The sequence below is a fragment of the Paraburkholderia sp. MM5477-R1 genome (genome assembly GCF_050436385.1).
GTDB lineage: Bacteria > Pseudomonadota > Gammaproteobacteria > Burkholderiales > Burkholderiaceae > Paraburkholderia > Paraburkholderia tuberum.
Genome location: NZ_JBNDMC010000003.1, coordinates 469,715 through 493,824, shown reverse-complemented (window position 1 = coordinate 493,824; position 24,110 = coordinate 469,715). Strand labels below are relative to the sequence as shown.

Genomic DNA, 24,110 nt, shown 5'->3' with positions numbered 1-24,110 from the left:
AGCGGCCCGGGAGGGGTGCGTGCGCTTGCACGGACGCACGACAAGCAGTTGCTCGTGCGGTCGGGCCTTTGATTCGCCCAAGGGGCGGCTTGAACGACTGCAGCAGGTCAGACGCTGTTCGTGACAGCGCAAACGCCGATCAGGCGTTCGCCAATGCAATGCGACGCGCGCTGCGGTCTGAAAACTGCATGAAGTCTTTTCGGCGCGGATACGCCACTGACGACGACCCTTGCGGGTGTCGTTCCGAACTGCTTGCTTGATGGCCCTTCGAATACAGGCCGCGTTGGAGGTTGCCTTTCCATCGGCACGACGACACCGACGGATAACGGAAGACCTCTTTTTCTTGCAATTGCGGCGTCCTGGACGCCGACTTTATAGATGTCACAGAGTGACGTACGTCATGCCGGCCAGCGGCTTGTTTGAAACACGGTCGACCCGAAGTCCAGCCGACACTGGCGCTAATTAACGCATGGAAATCACAGGCGTAAAATTAGGGAAATTACCAGGTATTTTGTCCCGGCATTTGATCGAACGGGTCAAGGTTGAACCTTTCTGGTTCTGCTGTCGAGATCTTGTATTTGGCGGAGTCTCTTGAGAGTCTCCAGGCGCCGCGCGAATCTGTATGCCCCAATGAAGTCGTGAAAATAGGTTTCAAGGCGGCTATGGGTCTCGCAGTGGTAGCGCTTGACGGTCGCTTCCTTGATGATGCGGTTCATTCTCTCGATCTGACCGTTTTGTCCAGGGATGCTCTCCGGTGTTTGCGCCGCCATCGGCGTGGCGCGCAAGGGGGAGCCGCAATGATGAACGCAGTGGATCTGCAGGTCTGGTTCGACGCGCATACGAACCAGGGCCGGCCTATGTCGTCGATTACGTGCGCGCCGCGCAGGCGCTGCGTATCGAGTACGACCCGAAGGTGGTCATCACGGCAGACAGCGCGGGGACGTCGCGCATCAGCCAGCGTGGCGCCGTAACGCTCGCGGCCGGCGAGCCACGGGCTCTGTCGTCCGCGCGTGCCGCAGGGCAGGCGGGCGGCACGTGCCGGATCGATCTCGTTTTGCGGGACAGTCAGGGAGGCCTCGGACAGGCGCAGCTCGGCGAATACACGTACGACTGTAGCGCCGGAAAATGACGCAGCTTCGTTCCGTGTTTCAGCCGCGCTTCAGCTTCGTGCCAAGGCGGTGTTGAACCGGTCCGAAGCGTGACGTACCGTGCCGGCCGTGGTTAGAGCGCGGATACGATCTGCACCATCGCTTACTGTTGGCGTTTCATCGCCACCTCCCTCAAAGGGAAACGTGCATCGAAACACCAACATTCATTTCTGTCCAGGCTTTCTGCAGCAGATCAGTGTCGCGCGTGACCGAAGCGATGGACGGCATCAGCGAGTCATCGCGCAAGGTCACGGAGATCATCGGCATGATCGAGGGGATCGCGTTTCAGACCAACATTCGGAGATCTTCAGTAAGCCATTGTTCTGTAATGGCTTTTTCTTTCTGACAATTTTCTGGCTAGCCACGCAGCTAGCCATTTCTTTCCGGACGTTCGCGAAACAACGCGGACAGACGCGGCACGTTTTTCTGCGCACGACGTCTGCGCACCGTCCAGGCCGCGATCTCTGCCGGCCTTCGTCTCTGACGCGGGCGCTTAATTTCCGCCATCTGCCGAAAAAATATTTTTCGCGATCGCGACGTAGTCGAGTATGTCCATGTATGTCTTCGTACGTCTCCATACGTCTTCCTGCATTGCTCCCCTTCAGATAGGGCGGTTTGCATTTCTTCAATCGTTCGCCAACGATGGATCTCAACGGCGCAAGTCGGGACTCGTTGAACTCACTGCGGAGGGGGAAGTGATGAAAGAAGCAAAAGCTGAATCGCTGCTAATACGCTTGATGCGTGCGGCTGAAGTCGAGATGGTTTGCGGCGTGAAGCACACGGCGATGTATCGAATGATTGGCGAAGGCACGTTCCCGGCACCCGTGCGCCTGCCGAATTCGAGGGCTGTGCGCTGGCGCTCGACGGATATTTTCGCGTGGCTGGAAAGTCTTGAAATCTATGCGAGCGGCCAGAAAGCGTCCAACGCCGAAAGCGTCGTGCAGGACAGACCCGATGAGGTCGGCGCGCAGCGCGGCAAGCGCGGGCGTCCCGCGAAGCGCATCGCTGAAGCCGTTTGAGCGGAGGCAGTCATGTCCCGCCCAAAAGAAAAGGCCCGCGGCGCGAGCGCGGCGGGCGAACTTGACCAAAATCACGCCGATCGTAGCCCGCGCTTCACGTCCCCGCAAGCTCTTGAGCGTTGGTTCGAGGCGCGCATCGCGCGCGAACTCGAACGCTGCCGCTCGTGCATGACTGAAGCGGAGTGGGCTGAGCGTCGTGCGTGGATCGAGGAACACGCCCGCGCGAGTCTGCGCGAGGCGATTGAGCAGCGCGCCGCGCGGGGGGGACTGTGACCACTGCACCAGATGACGTGCCGGGTTCCGTGCCGCCTGCCTGGTACGCCGCGCAGATCGAAGCGAACGGCAACCGGCTGGATCAGCAGGCTGCTGCCGAGAAGCGCGCTGAGAAGGCCCGCATCGCGAAGGCCAACGGCCATGCCGACGCGAAGCCGAACGGCAAGGCAAAAGCCCCTGAAATCTGGACCCCGGAGATCACGATGACCGAGAAGCTGATCGTCACGCCGCCAGTACGCCCGAAGTTCGTGATCGACGGTCTGCTGCCGACCGGCCTTGTGTATCTCGCGGGTCGACCGAAGGGAGGCAAAAGCCTGCTCGCCCTGCAGATGGCAGTGGCGGTGGCAAGCGGAAACCCGCTGTGGGGCCGTGAAGTGGACGCGGGCCGCGGCTGGTATATCGACGTCGAAAACGCGCGCTGGCGCGTCTATGACCGACTCGTGAAGGCAGGGATTGATACCACGGGACGCGCGCCGAATCTCGCGTGGTCTTTCGAGTGGAAGCGTGGCAACCAGAACGCCCTCACGGAGGCGCTCGACCGGATGCCGGTCAAGCTGCTCGTGATCGACGTGTGGGCCAAGTTCCGCGCGCCGCTCGACCGGCGACAGGACCAGTACGAACAGGAAGGCACCGAACTCGCGTTCCTCGCCCGTGTGGCGAATGAGCGCGCCATGGCGATCATCTGCGTCGGTCACACGACCAAGTCGGACATTGGCGACGTGTACTCGCAGATCGGCGGCTCAACGGCAATCTCGGGCGGCTCGGATGCGCTGTTCGTGCTGCGCAAGGAGGCCGACGACCGGCGGGTGCTACACATGACGGGCCGCGATGTGGCCGACAGCCGCTTCATGCTTCGCCTCGGCAACGATCTGCAGTTCCGTTTCATGTGCGATGCCGACTCGATGGTGAGCGAGGAGCAGATGCGCTATCTGCGCTTGATCGCGAAGGGCGCCGGTTTCCAGAGGCCGATCGCGGATGCGCTCGGCGTGTCCAGCGCCGCTGTGTCGAAGATGACGCAACGCCTGATCGAAGCGGGTTTCGTATGCAGGCCGTCAGGCGTCCTGCAACTGACCGATCTCGGCCAGCAGATCATCGAGGCAGAACAGTAAGTAAGAGGTAGTAGTAGTAGTAGTAGTAGTAGTAGTTAGTAAGGTTAGTTATGTTTAGTTAGTTAGTAGTGTTATGAAGGTTATCAAGGTTAGTTAGTCTTACTGCTTCGTCAGATTCCCTAACCAATTAACCTATTAACCTGCACAACCTCACTTTCGAATCGGAGAAAAACATGACGGAGAAAGAAGCGGTCAACGAAGCCGAAGCCCATGTCACGCAGCGTCTGAGCGCCCGCGCGACTCACCTGATCGCCGCTGCAAGACAGAGTTTCGATCCCGAGACGCTGCGCCAGATCGAGATCGCGGAAGCGAACGGCGCGACGCTGCTGTGCATCGCAGACGGCAAGGGCCGCGTATCCGTCGCACTGTTTGACGGCGCGCACGTGATCGCTGCGCTCTACGAGGTCGACGGCGAAGGCCGCAGCGTCGTTCGTTCGCTGCGCGCCAAGCAGTGAAGGTCACTCCTGCCCTGCTAGATGCTTGCATTCACGGGCGGTTTCCAGACGGATAACGAGCCGATGGTGAGGGAGATTTCGATGAACGAACAGCAGACACTCGAACAGAAAGTCGAGCAGCGTCGACGCGAGACGCTGGAAAAGGTGTCGCCGATGTATCGCAGCACGTACGTCAAGGCATACGAAGGCAATTCGAAAGCGGCGGCGATCAGGGCGTTCTGCCTGTACTGCACTGGCGACCAGCGCAACGAGATTCGCGACTGCACTTCCTACGCGTGCCCGCTGCGCGAGTGCCGCCCCTATCAGGAAGGCGACGCGGTCCGGCACCGTACAGTGATTGACCTTGCCGCGGTTGAGCGATAGCTTTGCATCACGAATCGATTGCGGAGCGGGCGATGGACGAGCTGGCAGCGTTTTACTCGGGCGTGCGGCGCTCGATCAGCGAAGCGATCGGACTCATGAGCCGGGAACTGGACGAGACAACGCTCGCTGTCGTCGAGGACGCGCTTGAGAACGAATGGCGGATCGCGCTGATAGCCGACCTGAGCGGCGGCATGGTCGTGGCGTTGCTCGATGCGCGCGGGCGAATCGGTCCGTTGCTCGGGTCGGTGAATGACCGGGGCCGGGAGCGAATCTACCGGTTGCAACGCACGCAGAACAAAGGATTGACCAACGGCGAAAACCTGCCGTACCGGGACCGCGAGAGGCGACAACCCCGGCGTGATGGTCAGGCGCCGGCCGCGCCTGCGCACTCTGCGTGACGCAGAATCTGTGGCGACCGATCGAAGTGGCCGTAGAGAAGTCATTCGTGGGAGTCCAGAAAAATGGACATGTCAGAAATTCGACGGGCGCTCGACGAAACGTTCGGGAAGTACGGCAACGACATCGCGGCGCTGAAAACGCAAATGATCGACCTGCAGCAGCAGTGGGCGGCGAAGTCGGAAGGTGGCTGGTTTCGCAGCGGTGGCGATGCCGGTTCGATGGCTGCGCTGATGCTCAAGCACGACGCGCTCGCGCAATTCCGCGCAGGCGCACGTACGGTGCGTGCAGACGTGCCCGACCTCGATATGAAGGCCGCTTTGCTCTCGAGTGTGGGCAATCCGACCGGCGGCTATCCGGTGCCGCCGCAACAGGTGCTGCCTGCGCCGCTGAAGCCGCCGCGCCTGTGGTCCTCACTCGCGAGCACGCCCACCGCCAGCAACGCGCTTCAGGTCATCGACATGATGGCCACCGGCGCCGCCGCGGCCACTGCCGAAGGCGCGACCAAGCCTGAGATGACGAACGCGGCGGCCCCTCGTCTGGTGCCGGTCGATACCATCGCGGTCCACAAAACGCTGTCGTTTCAATTGTTCGAGGACGCACCCGCGCTGCAGGGTTTCCTGCAGGCGGAACTTGTGGAAAGCTGCCACGACTCGATGGACGCCGCGTGCGTGGCTGCGCTGGAAGCGAACTCCACCACCTACGTGCCTGCGACTGGCGGCACGATCATCGATGCCGTGCTCAATGTCATCGGCTCGATGTACGGCAAGGGCGGCCAGGGCATCGTGATCGGCCTGAACCCGCTCGACTGGATCGGCATGCTCACGTCGAAGGATGCGAACGGCAGCTATCTGGTGAACCCGCTGCAAGGCCTCATCAACGGCGTGGCAGGCGCAACCATCGCCCCGACGAACGCAGTGGCACAGGGCGAGTTCGTGAGTGCTGCATCACCGGCCGGTGCATTCGTGGCACTGCGTGCAGGCTTCTCGTTCGAGTGGAGCCGCGAGCACGCCGACAACTTGATCAAAAATTTGGTCACGTTGCTCGTGGAGATGCGCGCTGCCACGGTCGTGCAACAGGCCGCGCTCGTGTACAGCGGCCCGCTCGTACCGGCAGAGCCGCCGCCGCTTGCCGCGAAGGGCGCAAAGGCCTGATTTTTTCATGCGGTTGCTGCCGTCCGGCTTACTCCTCCGGGCGGCGGCTTTTTTTTTCGCAGAGGTCTTCCACGCAGCGTCGACCCCCAAAGTTACAAATGCGTTTCTGGAAGAAAAACAGGACGGGGGGTGTTCGAGAGGGAATCGCTGGACTTTTGACCCGCCCCTGCCACCGTCCTTTATCAGCGGAGTCGCTCAACGACCCGTTACAGACATTGTTCCCCTCAGTCTGATCGCTGAAAAGGGGTCATTCAAATTAACCAGATTGCCTGTCAACTCAGTCGTTGCGCGCGTGCTTAGACCGCCGTGAGACGGCCGTTCCGCCCCGCCCTTTGCAGACCCGCCTCACCCGGCGACCAACGCCCTAAGGATCTCGCGCACCCAGCGATGGCCGGTGTGTCCGTGACTGCGCTCATGCCACAGCATGCCCACCTCGAAGCCCGGAACGGAAATCGGGCATTCTACGATCCGCAATGCATCGGTGTGATCGCGCACAAGCCGTTGCGGCACTAGAGCAACGAGGTCGGAGCGGGACACGATATCCAGCACAAACAGGAAGGAGGCCGCGGACAGCACCACGTTGCGCCGAAGGCCTAGGGCCGCCAACGCGTCGTCCACGGGCGTGACGAAGTCGCCGCCGCGTAGCGACACGATGACATGCTCAAGCTGCGCGAACTGCAAAACCGTGAGCTTTCGTCGCAGCTTGGGATGGTCGCGGCGGCCTATCATCACGTAGCGTTCGTTAAACAGGTGGCGGCTGCGCAGGCCAGTCGGGGCGTCACTGGGCGTCATAAACGCGAGGTCGACCTCGCCGTGAGCCATTTGCGTTGGCAGTTGCGGAACGTCCAGCATACGCAACGCTATCCGCACACCAGGCGCCTGTTGTCGAAGCTCCAGGAGTAGCGGCTGCACAAGCGCAGCCTGTAGATAGTCGGTGCAGGCGATAGCCATAGTTAGTTGCGCCCGCGCGGGATCGAAATGGCCATGCTGGATCACCGTTGCACGCAATTGATCAAGCGCATTGCACAAGGGCGCCAGCAGTTCGTCGGCTTTCGCCGTGGGAGTCATGCCGCGTTGCGCCGGGATCAGCAACGGGTCACCAAACAGGTCGCGCAAGCGTGCGAGCTGCGCACTTACCGCTGGTTGGCTAAGGTGTAGGCGGCGGGCAGCGCGCGTCACGTTTTGCTCTGCGAGCAAGGCTTCGAGGGTGACCAACAGGTTCAGGTCTATGCGTTTGGTATCCATGGCATGGATAGTAGAGCAAGAGATTGACGATTTCACTCTATAGCATTTTTTGTCCAGACTGCACATGTCGGCGCGCGTGTTGCGTGCCTGTATGGAGAGTCTCATGACGCCTTTTGCACCATTGCCCTTGATCACCGTCGCTGGCGCCTCCAGCAAGCAAGGCCGCAGCGTGGCCTGCGCCCTGCTGGATAGCGGTCGCTACCGCGTGCGCGCTCTCGCACGAAGTGCAGATAGCGCACCCATGCGCGAACTGGCCCAGCGCGGCGCCGAGATCGTCATCGCGCCGTTGGAGGCGGGTCGCCAAGCCGAGCTTGCCGCGGCTATGCGCGGCTCGTACGGTGCCTTCCTGATGACACCGCCAATAGCGCCCGTGCCGCCGCCGGGCCGCCCCGAATTGGCGCTGGGGCTCGAGTTGGCTGATGCGGCGCTCGCCGCGGGCGTGGAGCATATTGTCTGGAGCAGCCTCGAAAACGTTGAGGCTCGCACGGGGGGCACCCTGTGGGCGCCACACTTCACCGAAAAGGCCTTGGTGGAGGCATACTTGCGCACGCTGCCGCTGCGCAGCTCCTTCATCCAGCTCGCTTTTTTCTACAGCAACTTCCTTGAGTACTACGTACCACGGCCGGAAACCGACGACAGCCTCAGCTTCGCCGTCTATCTGCCGCCAGATACGCCCGTGCCATTTGTCGATCCGCTGACCGCAACCGGTCCCGCGGTTCTGGCGCAATTTGACGAGCCGGAGTCTTATTCCGGCCAAACCCTGCCGGTGATCGGTGAGGTCCTGACCGCGCGCGAGATTGTGGACACCTTCGTCCGCGTAACAGGCCGGCGTGCGCACTACGCCTCAGCGTATACGCGCGAGGAATTACTACGTCACTTTCCCGCGTTCGGTGCCGATGAGTGGCTGGTGCGCGAACTTGTGGGAATGGTTACCTATGCGGTCGAATACGGGTACTACGCGCCAGAACGAGACTTGACGTGGAGCCGGCGAAACGATCCCGACGCACTGACATGGGAAGGTTTTCTGCGGCGCAGTGGTTGGCGTGGAGAACTCACCAGCTTCCGGGTTGCAACGGGTTTATAGACGATTACGCACGCGGTCGACTAAAAGGCCGTCTGGCTCGGAGGGCTTATCAACATACGCCCTTCCGAGGTAAAGCTCGACCAGTATTTCTTATCGCAAAAAAATGCTCCACGGCTCCGGCGGCGAAATGGGCCGCGGTGCAGGAAGTTGACATCTGGCCGGCGTCCTTCCGGGTTCCTGTAAAGCGAGCAGGAACCCCGAAAGCGGTCAACTATGACCGACCGCTGTTGGCCGACCACGGACCGATGGTTGAGCCACTGACGACGAACTCGAACGCGCCAAGTTGATGCGGCGCCTATGCGCCGCGGCACGCGCACGAGACGCCAGACGAACGCGCGAACGCGTTGCCCGCGATGGTCGACAGGCAGCCGGAAGCTGGCGCGATGGCGCCGTTCGTCGACGGTGTCATCTGACGTTGATCGAGCGACGGCAGATCAGAACCGGCAGCGGCGCGCCAGATCGAGCGCTGGTCGCTTCCGGGCGGCTTTGTCTATGCGTCGGCAGCGGCGAGCGGCCGCAAAGCCGCCAGCGAGCGTTCTGGCGAACCGTCTTTTCGGTCGTCCAGAAACGACAAAACCCGCCACGCGGGCGGGTTCGTACAGGTTGCGGCCGCCACGTCGGGCGGGGTTCGCTCGTTCAGGCTGCGACGTTCAGATTGAGCGGCGTCACGTTGCTGTCGACGGCTCGCCCGTGCAGGTAGTTCGTCCATTGCTCCAGCAGGCGCGCGCGGCGCAGATACATCGAATCGCGTTGATACGCCGCCGCCGTCTGGCCTTTCGGGCGGTGCGCCAGCTGACGCTCGCCAAGGCGGCCATCGTAGCCCTTGGCATCGACCCATCCGCGAAAACACGCGCGACATCCGTGCGGGACAGGCGTGCGCCCGTCCGTGTCCGACGCGACGCCCGTCTCGCGAAAGAAGTCCTGTAACGGGACATCGGGCATGGCGTTCGTGCCGAACGTGTTCGGAAAGACATACGTCTCGTGCAGTCCGGTTTCGCGCATCGCGCGCAGCAACGCGACGACCTCGGGCACGAGCGGAACGTCGTGCTGGATGCGGCCTTTCATCCGCTCGCCGGGTATCAGCCAGCGGCCAGCGTCGAGATCGAATTCGTCCCACGTCGCCTCGCGTACCTCGTTCGGACGCACCGCCGTATGCAGCAGCACGAACGCACAGGCGCGCACGATATCGGTCGGCTCGACGCCCGACAGGTGATCTCGCACGAACGCGGGCGCGTCGGCGTGAGGCAGCGCCGGCTGGTGCTTCGACTGATGCGGGCCACTCTTGCGGCTTGGCATCAGTTTGCGCGCGCTCGGTACCGGGTTGCTCACGACGTGCTCGGGCCATTGCGCAACCGCGTGGTCCATCGTCTGCGAAGCGCGCTGCAGTACGTCCGCGGCGACCTTCGGATATTCGCCCCACGCCACCGCCAGCGCCTGGGCAAAATCGCGCGGCTTCAGGTCATCGATGCGGCGCTCGAGCAGCGGCGCAAGATGACGCTTCACGCTGCTGATCCACGCTCGCGCGTTCGCATCGTCGGGATGCTTCCAGCCGGACTTCAGCTGTTTGTGCTTCGCCTCGGCGGCCTGCCCGAAGGTCGGGATTGTCGCGTCGCGCGCCGCCGCCTTCTCGCGATCGCGTTCCTCGATCGGGTCGCGTCCCGCTTCGACCAGTTTGCGCATCGCCTGTGCCAGTTCGCGCGCCTCGGCCAGCGTGACAGTCGCCAGCGTTCCGAGACCCATCGTTCGCCGTGCGAGGTTTCCCTTTTTGTTGCGATGCACGGGCGATACGTAGCGGAACATCCACTTCGCGCCGTCCGCGGTGCCTTCGGCGATCAGGCCGGACGTAACCGAATCGGTGACCTGCTCGGCGGGTTTCAGGGCCTTCACGGCGACTGTCGTAAGTTTTGGCATTTTGGTTTTCTCTCGGTCGATGGCTAGCCACGCAGCCAGCCATCCGGACGATGCTTGGCGCGGAAATCTGCGGAGCAGTAATGCACGTAAAGCATTGATTATACGCGGTTTATAGCCGTTTTAACGGAGAGCGCCGGAACGCTACGAACGAGCGCCAGAATTTCAGACCAACATCCTCGCGTTGAACGCGGCGGTCGAAGCGGCGCGCGCCGGCGAGCAGGGACGCGGCTTCGCGGTGGTGGCCTCGGAAGTGCGCAGCCTCGCGCAGCGGTCGGGCGCCGCGGCCACGGAGATCAAGGAACTGATCGGCGAATCGACGGCGCTCGTCGAGGAGGCCGAAGCCGCGGCGAAGTCGCTGGAAGAGCACGCGGTGGCGCTGCGTGATGCAGTGGCGGTGTTTCGGCTCGACGCAAAGGCGGCGTAGGCGGGACCGTGGCTCACGCGGCCCGGTGCAGAGGCGCCACAGCCGCGCAAAGTGCGCTTCGGCGATGACCGACCCGGTCCGTCGCCTCAGTGACTCGTACCCAGATAAGCGACCTTCACCGACGGATCGTTGCGCAATTGCAGCGCCAGCCCGTGCGCGGCGATCCGGCCGTTTTCCAGCACGTAGCAATAATCGGCCACATTGAGTGCCGACGCGGCGAACTGCTCGACCAGCAGCATCGTCACGCCCTGTCCCTTCAGGTTCTCGATGATGCGAAACACCTCATCGACAAGAATTGGCGCGAGCCCCATCGACGGTTCGTCGAGCAGCACCAGTTCCGGGTTCAGCATGATCGCGCGCGCCATCGCCAGCATCTGCTGCTCGCCGCCGGAGAGCGTGCCGGCCAGTTGGTGGCGCCGTTCCTTCAGACGCGGAAACAGTTCGATCGCGCGCCCCAGATCGGCGTTCACATCGCCGCGCGGCCGCGCCCACGTGAGGCGCGCAAAGGCGCCCAGAATCAGGTTGTCGGTCACGTCTGACGCAGGCGAAATTCGTGTGCGTCGGATGCTGCTTCGAGGACAACGCCGGTGTGGTCGGCGCGATCAATGTTTTGGCGCGGGGACGCCGCGTTGCAGCCTGTGGAGAGCCGGTGCAGTCAGGCCGCTCTGTGAAGCAGGAACCCGCCGAGGCGATCTGAGACTGTCCATTGTTTCAGTCGCTGTAGGAATCCCCTGCCGCCTTTAGGCAGGGGAGGATGTCAACGATAGCATGTCTGTTCCTGTGAGTCTCGTGGGTCCCGAAGGAGGCCTAGACGGCGTCAAACAGCACGGCCGGCGTGCACGCTCTGTTTGTCGCTAGCCTTACGGCGGCGATAGCTCTCAACGTTCAGTTCGAAGATCATCGAGTGATGCACGAGCCGGTCGATAGCGATGATCGTCATGCCGGGGTCGGGGAAGACATCGTTCCAGCCCGAGAAGGGTTGGTTGGTATTACAACGAATCTGAACTTCGCCGAATGGTCGAGGGTGTCCGGCGACGCGAAGATGACGACGGCGTTGCTGGATCGGCTGACGCACCACTACCACATCGTCGAGAACGGCAACGAAAGCTATCGTTTCCGGCATAGCAGCGCCAGTGCAAAGAAACGCATCCGGTCGCGCGAACATTGATGACACATTTGACGCGCTGAATCCCCGCGCCGGGTTTCGTCAACTTGCCATGCAGCTCAGCGGAGGAGCCCAGTGCTGCATTGCGAAAATGAGGTGTCCATATTCATGGCTATCTCGGTGGGTCTGATTGACCAACCGAGGAACAGGCACCATGCGCGCGCCGCCATTGCCTAAACTGAAGTTTGTACGCACTGCGCTGAGTGTGCCGTGTCGCTCGCGCACGTGAACTCCGGCACGTCTTCGGTATGTGAAAGAACATCGGGGCGGACATGAGGACGGCTGCCAGTTTTCATCCGCAATGGAAAGTCATGATCGACCATCGCGCCGTCGTGCCGCTGCTATGAATCTGGATTTTCGGCAGGCCGTATCCGGCGACTCGGAATGGCTATATGACACGTACCAGCGAACGATGAAGGGTTTTGTTACCTCAGCGCACGGCTGGGATGAGGACTTGCAACGAGCGGGGTTTGCAAAAAGCCTTCGCCAGGGTTCTTGTCAGATAGTTATGCGGGACGGCAACCGATGCGGGTTTGTTCACTGGGACGTCGAACCAGATCTCGTATGGCTGAGGATGCTTTGCATCGTGCCCGGGATGCAAAACAAGTCGATCGGCAGTGAAGCGCTTGCCAACGTCAGGTCGTTGTCCAGTTGCTTGCAAAAACCGCTGTACTTGCATGTCTTCGTATGCAACCAGGTGGCCTATAAGTGGTACAGGCGAATTGGTTTTGTCGAAATCGAGAACGATGGCAAGGTCTCTACATTGGTGCTTGCTCCGTCGTTGTCATCGGGTCATGTGGCGTAACACGTAGCTTTCCAGGAGCCCTGGTGCAAATAGGCGGTCTGGAAGAAAAGGCTCATCTAGAAAGGGATTCCTTATCGCGTAGACAGGATAGCGTTCCAGACGGCTGGCGCAGCGGCATCTTTGAGGTTGAAGTGACGGCCTGAGAATAGCTTGTCCGTGCTCTTCGCTTTGCTCATTGCTGGTTGACGAATTCAGGGAGCAACACTTTATTCGATTCATCCATACTGGTTTGCATCATGAGCCTGCTTGGGAGGATTTTTGAGGTTCGTCCGAGTGCCGGATGCCTCAACAGGCGTTCGCTCAAATATCGCGAGAACCGGATCACGTCTGTGTACCCAAATCAGTCAGAAAGTCCCTGGCGCGCTCTGACAGGTTAGGTGCAAGAGTCAGGGTTTGGGCGGCTGCTGCACCAACCCGTGTACGTGCGGTCTTCTCCAGTTCATTTGCAGCTGTCATCAACCAGTCTGGAAACCGCTCCGTCAGCGCATCAATCAGCGCTGCGGCCTGCCGTCGGTCCTTCTCCGCCTTAAGAGCGCGCGACGGGTCGCGAAGCGTGCTTACGATAAGCTTGTGAAGAGCAAATCTCGCAGGGTCCGGCAGCATGACGGGGACCACATGTTCCTTCCCGAGGATAAAGCCGCGCGACGGATTCGATACCAGATACGCGAAGTACGGGAGCCCGGTCGCGTGTGCGCGCAACTGGGGAATGGCTTTCGTCTCGTACGCCTCGGTACCCGGTACGAGCAAGTCGACCTTTAAGGGCTGTCCACGAGCCTTGAATGAGGTTGAAGGCTTTCGCGAGTCGAGTTCCGGCACCTCGAGAAAGGGAATGCCGCTGTCACGCAGGACGTCGAGAAAGCTGCGGTCTTCCGGGATCGCCACCGTAATAGAGCCCGCGCTTCCGATGTCGATATCCTCGGTCCTGTAGTTTGCGGAAAGACGAACGCCGAGACCGTTCAGGAGCGCGCCAAACGCGTGAGAGCCGACGAGCACCCCACCGTGACTGAAGATGCCAGCGTTAAAGAGCGTTGCGATAGTCAGCGCCGATGAATTGTCGGCGGCAGCAAAGCCTGCCTTACGCAAAACCTGGGCGTCAGTGGCAAGCATACGCATCTCCGCGCTCTCGAGCATTTTCGCCTCAAGCGCGGCGTCGGTAGCCGGTTCGCCAGTACGGCCCAGCGAGGTTTCCTTGTGCTTTCCTGAAGCGAGATACACCCGCCAATAGGTGTAGGTCTTCCCGTCGACTGTCTTTTGTGCAGCAGAGCCCGGGGAATGCAACGGAATGAGCTGTTGCGCACTGGCCCGTTCGGTGACCGAGGAATACAGCGTTTGCAGTGCTTCGTTATGGAGATTGGCCATATGGCTGCTCCTTATACCCTATTACTGGATCGTAGGGTATAAGTGGCGGCGTGTCAAATTTATACCTTGCTATTGCGTTGCGAGGTATAACCTCCATCGCTGCTTCGGCCAGATCAGATCATCATGTGAAAGATGTCCGAGATTGCGCAGTGGGCGAACATGTTGTTGGCATATATGCGCATGAACACAACAAATGGAGTCAGCACGGCACGCGACGTGGGTGCCGCGTGGGCGTGATCGCACGGAGCGACTCACCCGACGGACGCCGTGCAAGACGGGGCCGCCGGTCAACGAGAGTTTATTCGACGCTACGTCTACGCAAAGCCTCGCGGATTCGTCGATTGCCAGCGCCAATGATCCGCGCACATCCGCTCGATGCCGAACTCAGCGCGCCAGCCGATGATTTTCTCCGCCGCAGCAGGATCGGCAAAACACGAAGCCACATCGCCCGGACGGCGCGCAACGATCTCGTACGGCACCGGCTTGCCGGATGCCTTCTCGAACGAGCGCACCACGTCGAGCACGCTATAGCCCTGGCCCGTGCCGAGATTGACGACGAAGCTCGCATCGCGCTCGACGAGCGCATCGAGCGCGGCGAGATGCCCGCGCGCGAGATCGACCACGTGGATGTAGTCGCGCACGCCGGTGCCGTCGGGCGTCTCGTAGTCGCCGCCGAACACGCGCAGCTTGTCGAGCTTGCCGACCGCGACCTGGGCGACGTACGGCATCAGGTTGTTCGGAATGCCGGCCGGATCTTCGCCGATCAGGCCACTTTCATGCGCGCCGACCGGATTGAAGTAGCGCAGCGTCGCGATGCGCCACGATGGGTCCGACACTTCGAGATCGCGCAGGATCTGCTCGGCGATCAGCTTCGATTGACCATACGGATTGGTCGCCGACAGCGGGAACGATTCGTCGATAGGCGAGCTCTTCGGCACGCCGTACACCGTTGCCGACGAACTGAACACGAACTGCTTGACGTTGCGATCGCGCATCACGCCGAGTAGCGTCAGCAGGCTGCCGACGTTGTTCGCGTAGTACTCGATCGGCTTCGCGACCGACTCGCCGACCGCTTTCAGCGCCGCGAAATGGATCGCGCCGGTGATCGGATGCGCATCGAAAATCCGCTGCAGCGCGGCTGCGTCGCGCGCGTCGTCGTCGTAGAAGCTCATCGCACGGCCGGTGATTTTCTCGACGCGCCGCAACGCTTCGCGCTTGCTGTTCACGAGGTTGTCGATCACCACGACGTCGTAGCCGCCGTTCAGCAGTTCGACGCAGGTGTGCGAGCCGATGAAACCCGCGCCGCCCGTTACCAGAATCGTGCCCTTCGTGGTCATGCTGTTGCTCCCATTAAAGTAAAACACCCGTGATTTTTTGCACCAGGTCTTTATAGGTTTCGACGACCATGTGTTCGTCGAATTCGGTCGCGACTTTCTGCCGGCCGCGTTCCGCCATCGCGCGCCGCTCCGCGCCGCTCATGTCGAGCATGCGTGCGAGACTCGCGGCAAGGCTCTGCGCATTGCGCGCTTCGCACAACAAGCCGTTGACGCCGTCGGCCACCACCTCGCGGCAGCCGGGCACGTCGGTCGCGACGATCGGCCGGCCCATCGCCGACGCTTCCATCAGCGTGCGCGGCACGCCTTCGCGATACGACGGCAGCACCACGCAATCGGCATCGGCGATGAACGGCCGCACGTCGTGCGCCTCGCCCAGATATTCGATCACGCCTTCCTGTTCCCACGCGGCGACTTCCTCGCGCGTGATCGCGCTCGGATTGTCGACGCCGACCGGCCCGAGCAGCTGAAAGCGCGCGTGGCGGTAGCGCGCGCGCAATTGCCGCGCGGCCTCGACGTATTCGCCGACGCCTTTGTCCCACAGCAGCCGCCCGATCAGCACGAAGCGAAACTCCGCGCGCTCGCGCAGTGGCGTGAACGCGAACTGCTCGAGATCGACGCCCTCGCCGTGCAACAGCCGCGCGCGCTCCGGATGCACGAGCAGCTTGCCGTCGATGAACGCGGCCTGATCGTCGCGATTCAGGAACCACACTTCATGCGGAAAGCGGAACGCGAAACGATACAGCCTTTTGGCGATCTGCGCGGCGCGGCTGTGCTGGATGAACACGTAGCCGAGCCCGGTGGTGACCGCCACCGACTGCACGCCAGCCAGCTTCGCCGCGATCGAGCCGTAGATGTTCGGCTTGATCGTGTAGTGAAACACGACATGCGGACGGATGGTCCTGTACTGCCGATACAGCGCGACGAGCGTGCGCAGATCTTCGCCCGGACTCGTGCCTTTCGAGGCCATCGGCAGCTCGATGCAACGGCAGCCCATCGCGGCGAGCAACTCGAACGTGCGGTCGCGCGGCGCGAGCACCGTCACGTCGACGCCGCGCCCGATCAGCGTGCGGATCAGCCCTTGCCGATAGGTATAGATTGCCCAGGCCGTGTTGCAAACGAGTGTAATGCGTAGCGCGGGCGTCGACTTGAAAGAGGGCTTCATGCGAAGAAATGCCGGGCGTTGAATGAAGTGTGGACCATTGATACGAAGACAGCGCCCTACGATGCGGCGCGAACCTCAGCGAATGAAGCGACAGCGGCAACGACAACGACAGCAGCAACGACAGCGCTCACACGCGGCGCGACTCAACGGTTCGCGCGCGGCGTGAGCAGCGCGCGCTTGACCCGCTGTAACGTGCGATAAGGCAGCATCAGATGCAACAGATTCTTCGCGAGGCCCAACCAGTCGTAAGGATTGGCCACGTTGAAGTAGCGCAACTGCAAACGCAGCGTCGAACCGATCTGCCGGCGCCGTTTCGTCGCGCTGATGCCGCCTTCGTTCAGCTCATAGAAAAGGCCGAGTTCCGGCAGATTCGCGCAGTCATAGCGTTCCATCAGACGTACGAACAGATCGAGGTCCTCCGCCGAACGATACGCGGCGCGGTAGTTGCCGACTGTGCGGACGGCATCGATACGCAGCATCATCGACGGATGCGCGAGGCACGAGCGGAAAAAGCGCTGGCGCCGGATCACGTTCGGCTCGGCCGGCGGCGTCAGCATGAAAAGCGCCTCGCCCGCGCGCGTGACGACCTGGGTCCACATGCCGAGGCCCGCCACGTTCGGATGCGCTTGCATGAACGCGCGCTGCTTCGCGAGCCGCTGCGGCACCGCGCGATCGCCCGCGTCGATGCGCGCCGCATAGCGAAAGCCGCGCTGCGCGAGCGCGTCGATGCCGGTTCGCAGCGCACGCTCGATGCCCCCGTTCTGCGCCATGCGCAGCACTTCGATCTTCAGGTTCGGCAGCGTGGGCGCGACGATCGGCGGCGTGCTGCCGTCATCGACGATCAGTACGTGCACCAGCGCACTTTCTTCGAACGACGCGAGCGTAGAATCGACGTCCGCCTGACCGTTATAGGCGGGTATCAGCACCGCGACGTCGTCGAGCGTGGTTTGCGCGGTGGCGGATGAATTCGTCATGGGCGCAATTTGAAACGGATGTAATAAAGATTGACCGAGGCGGCCGCCAGATAGCCGGCCGCGAGGCCGACGAGCGCGCCATACGCGCCGAGCCGCGGGATCGCCAGCAGATTGACCGCGAACGCGACGGCGAGCGCGAGCAGCCACTTGGCGAGCAACACGAACTTGGCCTGATATTTGAGCACGACCAGATTGCCGATCGCCTCGACGCCGGCGGGCACCGACAGCCACACGGCCCAGCGGAAGATTTCGATCGCGCCTTCGAAGTCCGGCCCGAACACACGGCGGATGATGAAGCCCGCGAGCAGATCGAGCACGAACGCGCCGCACACCATCAGCACGGCGGTCAGCGCGGTGAGCCGCCACATGTTGCGGCGTAGTTGCGCGATGCCTTGCACGCGGTAGACGAATGCGGGCGCAATGGTTTGCGCGAGCATCAGCGCGAGCGTGATCCAGTTTTCATTCAACTGCTGGGCGGCCGAGTAGCGACCGAGGTCGGCGAACGAAATCGCGCGCTCGAGCATCAGCCGGTCCAGTTTCAGAAATAGATACATACAGATGAGCCCGAGCCAGAACACGGTGCCCGCGCTCGCGAAGTGCCTGAAGAGCGAACGTTCGACATGCCAGCCCAGCTTGCCGCCATGCCGGCGCATGAAGTAGAGCAACAGCACCGTGCCGATCGCCGCCGATTCGAGCGCCCACAGCCAGCCGAAACGCGCGGGCGCGGCCGTCGCGCGCACCAGCAGATAGACGAGAGCCGCCTTGATCACCGCGGTGCTCATGCTGGTCAGCAATTGCGGCTTGCTGTAGGTCATGCTTTGCAGCCACGCGTTGATCACGCCGACGAACGGCTCGCGAAACAGCATCGTCACCGCGAGGCCGGCGAGCATCGCACCGACGAGCGGTTCGAAGAAGTGCAGCGCAATGCCGAGCCACGTGCTAAGTGAGCAGCAGCGCAACGGCCGAGACGGAGATGCGCAACGCGAACGCGCTGCCGAGGACGGTGCCGAGTTGTTCGGGCGGCCGGTTGACGATGGTCGGTACGAGGATTTCCGCGCCGCAGACCCAGGTGATCGGCGACAGCACCAGCAGCAGCGTATTCGCGTACTGCCATTTGCCGAACGTTTCGGGCCCGAAGTAACGCGCGAGCATGCCGCTGATCACGATTGCGACGCCGATCTGCGTGAGCCGCTCGAGACCCAGCCAGACGATGTTCGTAAACGCTCGGGTGACGTCGGGATTGGCGAAGCGCTTGACCGTCAGCATCCGTTGGCCGCTCGCCGCTGCGCGTCGGTCAAGCCGCCTCGCACGGCCATGCATGCGGCGCTATGCGCATTCGCCCGCCCGGCCGGCAGCCACGGCAACTTTACAAATGGAGGGCGTCTAAGCATTAGAATGGCGGTATTCAGGCTGGTCAGAAAAACGCAATTATAAGTTGGAACCGGACCGCTTCCGGCAAGGGCGCATCGAGGCGCGGTAACAGGTGTTTTTAACGTGAGTATTACCGTGGTTTTTAACGCGAATTTTTACCGCGTTTTTTACCGGCGATTGTTACCGGTCGAGGTCGGTGCGCAGGTCAAAATTTTCCATTGCACGCAAGTGAGCCAACATGATCTCCAAATCCATTTTCAAGGCGTATGACATTCGTGGCGTCATTGGCAAGACGCTCGACGCCGACGCCGCGCATTCCATCGGTCGCGCATTCGGCAGCGAAGTGCGCGCGCAGGGCGGCGACGCGGTCGTGGTCGCGCGCGACGGACGCCTGTCGGGCCCCGAGCTGATCGGGGCGCTGTCCGACGGCCTGCGTGCGGCCGGCGTCGATGTCGTGAACGTGGGCATGGTGCCCACGCCGGTCGGCTACTTCGCGGCGAGCGTACCGTTGAAACTGGCGGGCGGCGAGCGGCGCGTCGACTCGTGCATCGTCGTGACGGGTAGCCATAATCCGCCGGACTACAACGGCTTCAAGATGGTGCTGCGCGGCGCGGCCATTTACGGCGAGCAGATTCTCGCGCTGCATCAGCGCATCGTCGACGAGAACTTCGCCGACGGCAGCGGCAGCTACGCCGAGTACGACATCGCCGACGCGTATCTCGAGCGCATCGCGAGCGACGTGAAGCTCGCGCGTCCGATCAAGATCGTCGTCGATACCGGCAACGGCGTGGCCGGCGAGCTCGCGCCGAAGCTGTTCAGGAAGCTCGGCTGCGAACTCGTCGAACTGTTCACCGAAGTCGACGGCAACTTCCCGAATCACCACCCGGACCCGGCGCACCCGGAGAACCTCGAAGACGTGATTCGCGCGCTGAAGGAAACGGATGCGGAAATCGGCTTCGCGTTCGACGGCGACGGCGACCGCCTCGGCGTCGTCACCAAAGACGGCCAGATCATCTACCCGGACCGTCAGCTGATGCTGTTCGCCGAAGAAGTGCTGTCGCGCAACAAGGGCGCGCAGATCATTTACGACGTGAAGTGCACGCGCAATCTCGCGAAGTGGGTCAAGGACAAGGGCGGCGAGCCGCTGATGTGGAAGACCGGCCACTCGCTCGTGAAGGCGAAGCTGCGGGAAACCGGCGCGCCGCTGGCTGGCGAAATGAGCGGCCACGTGTTCTTCAAGGACCGCTGGTATGGTTTCGACGACGGCCTGTACACGGGGGCGCGTCTGCTCGAGATCCTCACGCGTGTCGCCGACCCGAGCAAGCTGCTGAACTCGCTGCCGAACTCGCACTCCACGCCCGAGCTGCAGCTGAAACTCGAGGAAGGCGAGAACTTCGAGCTGATCGCGCGTATGCAGCAGAACGCGAAGTTCACCGGCGCGGACAACGTCGTGAAGATCGACGGTCTGCGCGTCGAGTATCCGGACGGCTTCGGCCTCGCGCGTTCGTCGAACACGACGCCGGTCGTGGTGATGCGTTTCGAGGCCGACAACGACGCGGCGCTCAAACGCATCCAGGACGACTTCCGCCGCGTGATTCTCGCGGAGAAGGCCGATGCGAAACTGCCGTTCTGACGGCTGATGCGGCGCGGCGCTTCGAGGTTCGTTAAGACGGCTCGAAGCGTCGCCCCTACCGAACGCGGCGCGGGTTGCCTTACCGCGCCGCGTTTTTCATGTCTTTCATGGACGGCGCGCTAGAATTGCGGTCCTTTCAACGCATCTTCGAGCCGGATAGCCGGTTTTCTCACTCTTGAGCGCGCAAAAGATACTGATCGTGAGGGTGTCGTCGCTGGGCGACGTCGTTCACAACATGCCCGTGATCGCCGACATCCGGCGCCGCCATCCCGACGCGCAGATCGACTGGCTCGTCGAGGAAAGCTTCGTCGGGCTCGTGGAACTCGTGAGCGGCGTGCGGCGCGCGATTCCGGTGTCGCTGCGGCGCTGGCGCAAGCGCATCCTGTCCGTCGACAACTGGCGCGAGATCGGCGCGTTTCGCCGCGCGCTCGCCGCCGAGCACTACGATCTGGTGATCGACTGCCAGGGCCTCATCAAGACCGCGTGGCTCGCGAACATGGCGCGCGGACCGCTCGTCGGCCTCGGCAACCGTACCGAAGGCGCCGGCTACGAATGGCCGGTGCGCTTTTTCTACGGGCGGCGCGTGCCGATCGCGCCGCGCACGCACGTGGTCGAACGCACGCGTCAACTGGTGGCCGCGGCGCTGAACGATCCGCCGCCGCAACCTACCGACGACATCGACTTCGGTCTCGACACGGGCCGTGCCGCGCTCGCGCTGTCGCAGGCGAATCTGAATCTGCCGGTGCCGTACGTGGTGTTCGTGCACGCGACTTCGCGCGCCGACAAGCAGTGGCCCGATGCCGCGTGGATCGAACTCGGGCAGGCGCTGGTGCGGCGCGGCGCGTCGATCGTGCTGCCGTGGGGCAGCGACGCCGAGCGCGCGACCAGCGAGCGGCTCGCGAAGGAGTTCGGCGCGGCCGCGATCGTGCCACCGAAGCTGTCGCTGCCGGCGGTGGTGGGGCTGATCGATGGCGCGGCCGCGACGGTCGGGGTTGACACAGGTCTGGTCCATATCGCGGCGGCGCTGAAGCGGCCCACGGTCGAGTTGTACAATTTCTCGACCGCGTGGCGCACCGGCGGCTACTGGTCGCCGAACGTCGTCAATCTCGGCGCGGCGGGGCAGCCGCCTACGCTGCAGCAGGTGAAGTCGGTGCTTGCCGGCTTCGGGCTGTTGTAACCCGGGCCGGCCGGCATCAGCACCTGCTGCATCCTGTCGGTGCGCTTCGCCTTGCGCACCCTCCGTTCCAAAGGGCGACCATGAACGAAACCCAGATCATCGAAGTAGCGAACGCCGACTGGCACGGCTGCAACCTGTCCGTGCCTCGAGAGACGCTGCTCGCCGGCGTCGAGCGCGGCAAGGTGCTGTACTTCCCGAACCTGCGCTTCGCGATCGACGGTGGCGAGCAGGCGCTGCTCGACCCGGCGCTCGCCGATCCGAACCGCAAGAACATCAGCCTCGAACCGAACGGCGGCGCGCTGCATGGCGTGGCCGGCGATGCGGTCACGCAATCGGCGGTGCGCGCGTTGATCGCGCGTTATCAGGCGAATGCGCGCACGCTCGTCGACGGGCTCTTTCCCGAGTACAGCGGCAAGCTGCGGGTCGCGCCGACGAGCCTGCGGCTGCATCAGGTCGAGACTCGCGAAACCTCGTGGCGCAAGGACGATAGCCGTCTGCACGTCGACGCGTTTCCGTCGCGGCCGAATTACGGCGAGCGCATCCTGCGCGTGTTCACCAACGTCAATCCGCATGGCGTGCCGCGCGTATGGCGCGTCGGCGAGCCGTTCGAGGATATGGCGCAGCGCTTCCTGCCGCGTATCAAGCCGCAGATGCCCGGCTCCGCGTGGCTGCTGAACCTGCTGCACGTGACCAAATCGCTGCGCAGCGAATACGATCATCTGATGCTCAGTCTGCACGACGGCATGAAGGCCGACCTCGACTATCAGAAGACGAGCCCGCAACAGACCATGCCGTTTCCACCGGGCAGCGTGTGGGTGTGCTTCTCCGACCAGACCTCGCATGCGGTGATGTCCGGCCAGTTCATGCTGGAGCAGACTTTCTTCCTGCCAGTGAAGGCGATGGCGCAGCCGGAATGCGCGCCGCTCGGCATTCTCGAGCGCCTGAAGGGCAGGGTGCTGGTTTGAGCGCGGCGGCCGATTCGAGGGCCGGGCAGACGCCGGCCCGCATCGCGCGCGTGAGCGCGCTGCGCTTTCCGAATCACACGGGGCGCCGATGCTAAGGGCGATCTATCGCGCGCTCTGGTGGCTCATCGCGCCGCTTGCGGTGCTGCGTCTGTTGATCCGTTCGCGTAAGGAGCGCGGTTATCGCCAGCATATCGGCGAGCGCTTCGGTTATTCGCGCGGGCGCTTGTTGGAGGACAGCGCGCCGTTGATCTGGGTGCATGCGGTGTCGGTCGGCGAGACGCGCGCCGCGCAGCCGCTGATCGATGCGCTGATGAAGGCGCGCCCGGACGCGCGCATTCTGCTTACGCACATGACGCCGAGCGGCCGCGCGACCGGCATCGAGATTTTCGGCGACCGCGTGTTGCGCAGTTATCTACCGTACGACATGCCGCATGCGGTACGGCGCTTCTTGCGCGGGTGGCGGCCGTCGCTCGGTCTCGTGATGGAAACCGAGGTGTGGCCGACCCTGATCGACGAGTGCCGTCGCGCCGACGTGCCGCTCGTGCTGACCAACGCGCGGATGTCGGCACGTTCGTTCAAGCGCGCGGCGAAATTCGGCGGTGCGACGAAGGACGTGTTCGGCGGCTTCGCGCGCGTGCTCGCGCAGAGTCCGTCCGATGCCGAGCGGTTGACCTCGCTCGGCGCGCGCAATGTCGCGGTGCTCGGCAATCTGAAGTTCGACATGAGCACGCCGCCCGAACTCGCGGCCCGCGGCCACGCGTGGCGCGCGGCGATCGGCACGCGGCCCGTGTGGGTCGCGGCGAGCACGCGCGAGGGCGAAGAAGCGCTCGTGCTCGAGGCGTTCGCGGCGCTCGGCATCGACGATGCGCTGCTGATTCTAGTGCCGCGTCATCCGCAGCGCTTCAATGAAGTCGCGGCGCTCGTCGAGAAAGCGGGGTTGCGGCTCGAACGGCGATCGAGTTGGGCGCCCGATGCGAAGGTCGCGTCGGCGGCGCGCACCGCTGACGATGGCGTGGCGCCGCTGCCTCGCGACGTGAACGTGCTGCTCGGCGATTCGATGGGCGAGTTGGGCGCTTACTACGCGGCGTCGGATCTTGCGTTTATCGGCGGCAGTCTGTTGCCGCTTGGCGGACAGAACCTGATCGAAGCGTGCGCGGTCGGCGTGCCGGTGCTGATCGGGCCGCACGTTTTCAACTTCACGCAAGCCACCGCCGATGCGGTCGCGGCCGGTGCCGCCGTGCGGGTGCAGGACCCGGCCGATCTGGCGCGCGCGCTGCGCGAGCTGTTCGGCGACAAGTCGCGGCGGCTCGCGATGGGCGGCGCGGCTGCCGCGTTTGCGGCGAGGCATCGCGGGGCGACGGCGAGGACGGTGGATGTGTTGGCGGCGTTGTTGCCGGAGTAGGGTTCGGCGGATGACGTGCAACGCGGCGTGGTGCTTCGTCGGATGACGCGGAAAGTGCAGACCGTGCTGGTTAATGTGAACGCGCTGCCGCAGGTAGTGAAAAAATCTGGGTAGCGCTCGAAAAGAAGCGCCCCGGATCCCGGCTCTTGTTTTTGATGCGCAGTTTAAAAAGCTCATTG

General features: G+C 62.9%; 22 protein-coding genes and 6 pseudogenes. 17 read left to right on the top strand and 11 right to left on the bottom strand.

Going from position 1 to position 24,110, the window contains the following annotated elements:
- Nucleotides 1-499: 499 nt before the first annotated feature.
- A pseudogene (locus OKW35_RS05555) lies at nucleotides 500-750 on the bottom strand (IS481 family transposase); the annotation flags it as partial.
- Between the two features lie 4 nt (nucleotides 751-754).
- Here OKW35_RS05555 and csgH point away from each other — a divergent pair.
- Nucleotides 755-1,129, top strand: a complete 375-nt coding sequence (csgH, locus tag OKW35_RS05550; protein ID WP_429551430.1) for a curli-like amyloid fiber formation chaperone CsgH — start codon at nucleotides 755-757, stop codon at nucleotides 1,127-1,129.
- A gap of 151 nt (nucleotides 1,130-1,280) precedes the next feature.
- Here csgH and OKW35_RS05545 read toward each other — a convergent pair whose 3' ends face one another.
- On the bottom strand, nucleotides 1,281-1,415 hold the full coding sequence (locus OKW35_RS05545) for a hypothetical protein (protein WP_429551847.1): 135 nt from the start codon (nucleotides 1,413-1,415) through the stop codon (nucleotides 1,281-1,283).
- 287 nt (nucleotides 1,416-1,702) lie between these two features.
- Here OKW35_RS05545 and OKW35_RS05540 point away from each other — a divergent pair, with 287 nt between their 5' ends.
- From OKW35_RS05540 to OKW35_RS05510, 7 genes are all read left to right on the top strand, one after another.
- Nucleotides 1,703-2,167 carry a helix-turn-helix transcriptional regulator gene (locus tag OKW35_RS05540; protein ID WP_429551429.1) on the top strand — a complete coding sequence of 155 codons (465 nt, stop codon included), beginning with the start codon at nucleotides 1,703-1,705 and terminating at the stop codon, nucleotides 2,165-2,167.
- A gap of 12 nt (nucleotides 2,168-2,179) precedes the next feature.
- A complete protein-coding gene (locus tag OKW35_RS05535; protein WP_429551428.1) occupies nucleotides 2,180-2,440 on the top strand; it encodes a hypothetical protein in 261 nt (86 codons plus the stop codon).
- Complete coding sequence (locus OKW35_RS05530; RefSeq protein WP_429551427.1) at nucleotides 2,437-3,549, top strand: AAA family ATPase; 1,113 nt, start codon at nucleotides 2,437-2,439, stop codon at nucleotides 3,547-3,549. Before OKW35_RS05535 ends, OKW35_RS05530 begins: the two co-directional genes overlap by 4 nt.
- Nucleotides 3,550-3,722: 173 nt before the next feature.
- Nucleotides 3,723-4,004 (top strand): hypothetical protein, encoded by a 282-nt coding sequence (locus OKW35_RS05525; RefSeq protein ID WP_429551426.1) that lies wholly within the window; start codon nucleotides 3,723-3,725, stop codon nucleotides 4,002-4,004.
- Between the two features lie 81 nt (nucleotides 4,005-4,085).
- Nucleotides 4,086-4,367 carry a hypothetical protein gene (locus tag OKW35_RS05520; RefSeq protein ID WP_429551425.1) on the top strand — a complete coding sequence of 94 codons (282 nt, stop codon included), beginning with the start codon at nucleotides 4,086-4,088 and terminating at the stop codon, nucleotides 4,365-4,367.
- Nucleotides 4,368-4,399: 32 nt separating this feature from the next.
- Nucleotides 4,400-4,765 carry a hypothetical protein gene (locus OKW35_RS05515; RefSeq protein WP_429551424.1) on the top strand — a complete coding sequence of 122 codons (366 nt, stop codon included), beginning with the start codon at nucleotides 4,400-4,402 and terminating at the stop codon, nucleotides 4,763-4,765.
- A gap of 69 nt (nucleotides 4,766-4,834) precedes the next feature.
- On the top strand, nucleotides 4,835-5,917 hold the full coding sequence (locus tag OKW35_RS05510; RefSeq protein ID WP_429551423.1) for a phage major capsid protein: 1,083 nt from the start codon (nucleotides 4,835-4,837) through the stop codon (nucleotides 5,915-5,917).
- 345 nt (nucleotides 5,918-6,262) lie between these two features.
- Here OKW35_RS05510 and OKW35_RS05505 read toward each other — a convergent pair whose 3' ends face one another.
- The gene (locus tag OKW35_RS05505) at nucleotides 6,263-7,162 is read right to left on the bottom strand and encodes a LysR family transcriptional regulator (RefSeq protein WP_187628925.1); all 900 of its coding nucleotides are present in this window, start codon (nucleotides 7,160-7,162) and stop codon (nucleotides 6,263-6,265) included.
- A gap of 103 nt (nucleotides 7,163-7,265) precedes the next feature.
- Between OKW35_RS05505 and OKW35_RS05500 the strand changes: the two genes are divergently transcribed.
- A complete protein-coding gene (locus OKW35_RS05500; RefSeq protein ID WP_187628926.1) occupies nucleotides 7,266-8,246 on the top strand; it encodes an NmrA/HSCARG family protein in 981 nt (326 codons plus the stop codon).
- 636 nt (nucleotides 8,247-8,882) lie between these two features.
- On the opposite strand, the gene OKW35_RS05495 is transcribed toward OKW35_RS05500, so the two are convergent.
- The gene (locus OKW35_RS05495; RefSeq protein ID WP_429551422.1) at nucleotides 8,883-10,157 is read right to left on the bottom strand and encodes a tyrosine-type recombinase/integrase; all 1,275 of its coding nucleotides are present in this window, start codon (nucleotides 10,155-10,157) and stop codon (nucleotides 8,883-8,885) included.
- 163 nt (nucleotides 10,158-10,320) lie between these two features.
- On the opposite strand from OKW35_RS05495, the pseudogene OKW35_RS05490 reads away from it, so the two are divergent.
- Nucleotides 10,321-10,473, top strand: a pseudogene (locus OKW35_RS05490) (methyl-accepting chemotaxis protein); the annotation flags it as partial.
- A gap of 194 nt (nucleotides 10,474-10,667) precedes the next feature.
- On the opposite strand, the pseudogene OKW35_RS05485 reads toward OKW35_RS05490, so the two are convergent.
- Nucleotides 10,668-11,117, bottom strand: a pseudogene (locus OKW35_RS05485) (ABC transporter ATP-binding protein); the annotation flags it as partial.
- Here OKW35_RS05485 and OKW35_RS05480 point away from each other — a divergent pair.
- Nucleotides 11,111-11,278: pseudogene (locus OKW35_RS05480) on the top strand (RNA-guided endonuclease InsQ/TnpB family protein); the annotation flags it as partial. The pseudogenes OKW35_RS05485 and OKW35_RS05480 overlap by 7 nt on opposite strands.
- A 120-nt stretch (nucleotides 11,279-11,398) precedes the next feature.
- On the opposite strand, the gene OKW35_RS05475 reads toward OKW35_RS05480, so the two are convergent.
- Nucleotides 11,399-11,656 (bottom strand): ATP-binding protein, encoded by a 258-nt coding sequence (locus OKW35_RS05475; protein WP_429551421.1) that lies wholly within the window; start codon nucleotides 11,654-11,656, stop codon nucleotides 11,399-11,401.
- Between OKW35_RS05475 and OKW35_RS05470 the strand changes: the two are divergent.
- Nucleotides 11,570-11,749 (top strand): annotated as a pseudogene (locus tag OKW35_RS05470) (ATP-binding protein); the annotation flags it as partial. The gene OKW35_RS05475 and the pseudogene OKW35_RS05470 sit on opposite strands and share 87 nt — an antisense overlap.
- A gap of 340 nt (nucleotides 11,750-12,089) precedes the next feature.
- Nucleotides 12,090-12,551 (top strand): GNAT family N-acetyltransferase, encoded by a 462-nt coding sequence (locus OKW35_RS05465; RefSeq protein WP_429551420.1) that lies wholly within the window; start codon nucleotides 12,090-12,092, stop codon nucleotides 12,549-12,551.
- A 321-nt stretch (nucleotides 12,552-12,872) separates the two neighbouring features.
- Here the strand turns inward: OKW35_RS05465 and OKW35_RS05460 are convergent, their stop codons facing one another.
- The 5 genes and pseudogenes from OKW35_RS05460 to OKW35_RS05440 all read right to left on the bottom strand — a co-directional run bounded on the left by OKW35_RS05460 (nucleotide 12,873) and on the right by OKW35_RS05440 (nucleotide 18,649).
- Nucleotides 12,873-13,910, bottom strand: a complete 1,038-nt coding sequence (locus OKW35_RS05460) for a GSU2403 family nucleotidyltransferase fold protein (RefSeq protein WP_429491209.1) — start codon at nucleotides 13,908-13,910, stop codon at nucleotides 12,873-12,875.
- Between the two features lie 314 nt (nucleotides 13,911-14,224).
- Nucleotides 14,225-15,247, bottom strand: a complete 1,023-nt coding sequence (galE, locus tag OKW35_RS05455) for a UDP-glucose 4-epimerase GalE (RefSeq protein WP_429551419.1) — start codon at nucleotides 15,245-15,247, stop codon at nucleotides 14,225-14,227.
- 13 nt (nucleotides 15,248-15,260) lie between these two features.
- Entirely contained in the window at nucleotides 15,261-16,409 is a 1,149-nt protein-coding gene (locus tag OKW35_RS05450; RefSeq protein WP_429551418.1) for a glycosyltransferase family 4 protein, read from the bottom strand.
- Between the two features lie 143 nt (nucleotides 16,410-16,552).
- Nucleotides 16,553-17,383, bottom strand: coding sequence for a glycosyltransferase (locus tag OKW35_RS05445; RefSeq protein ID WP_429551417.1), 831 nt, complete (start codon nucleotides 17,381-17,383; stop codon nucleotides 16,553-16,555).
- A pseudogene (locus OKW35_RS05440) lies at nucleotides 17,380-18,649 on the bottom strand (oligosaccharide flippase family protein). Before OKW35_RS05440 ends, OKW35_RS05445 begins: the two are co-directional and overlap by 4 nt.
- Before the next feature lie 343 nt (nucleotides 18,650-18,992).
- Here OKW35_RS05440 and OKW35_RS05435 point away from each other — a divergent pair.
- The 4 genes from OKW35_RS05435 to waaA all read left to right on the top strand — a co-directional run bounded on the left by OKW35_RS05435 (nucleotide 18,993) and on the right by waaA (nucleotide 23,931).
- The gene (locus tag OKW35_RS05435; protein WP_429551416.1) at nucleotides 18,993-20,387 is read left to right on the top strand and encodes a phosphomannomutase/phosphoglucomutase; all 1,395 of its coding nucleotides are present in this window, start codon (nucleotides 18,993-18,995) and stop codon (nucleotides 20,385-20,387) included.
- 175 nt (nucleotides 20,388-20,562) lie between these two features.
- Nucleotides 20,563-21,564, top strand: coding sequence for a lipopolysaccharide heptosyltransferase I (waaC, locus tag OKW35_RS05430; RefSeq protein ID WP_184059725.1), 1,002 nt, complete (start codon nucleotides 20,563-20,565; stop codon nucleotides 21,562-21,564).
- Nucleotides 21,565-21,644: 80 nt separating this feature from the next.
- A complete protein-coding gene (locus tag OKW35_RS05425; protein WP_429551415.1) occupies nucleotides 21,645-22,529 on the top strand; it encodes a Kdo hydroxylase family protein in 885 nt (294 codons plus the stop codon).
- 88 nt (nucleotides 22,530-22,617) lie between these two features.
- Nucleotides 22,618-23,931: a lipid IV(A) 3-deoxy-D-manno-octulosonic acid transferase gene (gene waaA, locus OKW35_RS05420; protein WP_429407192.1), complete on the top strand. Its 1,314-nt coding sequence runs from the start codon at nucleotides 22,618-22,620 to the stop codon at nucleotides 23,929-23,931.
- Nucleotides 23,932-24,110: the final 179 nt, after the last annotated feature.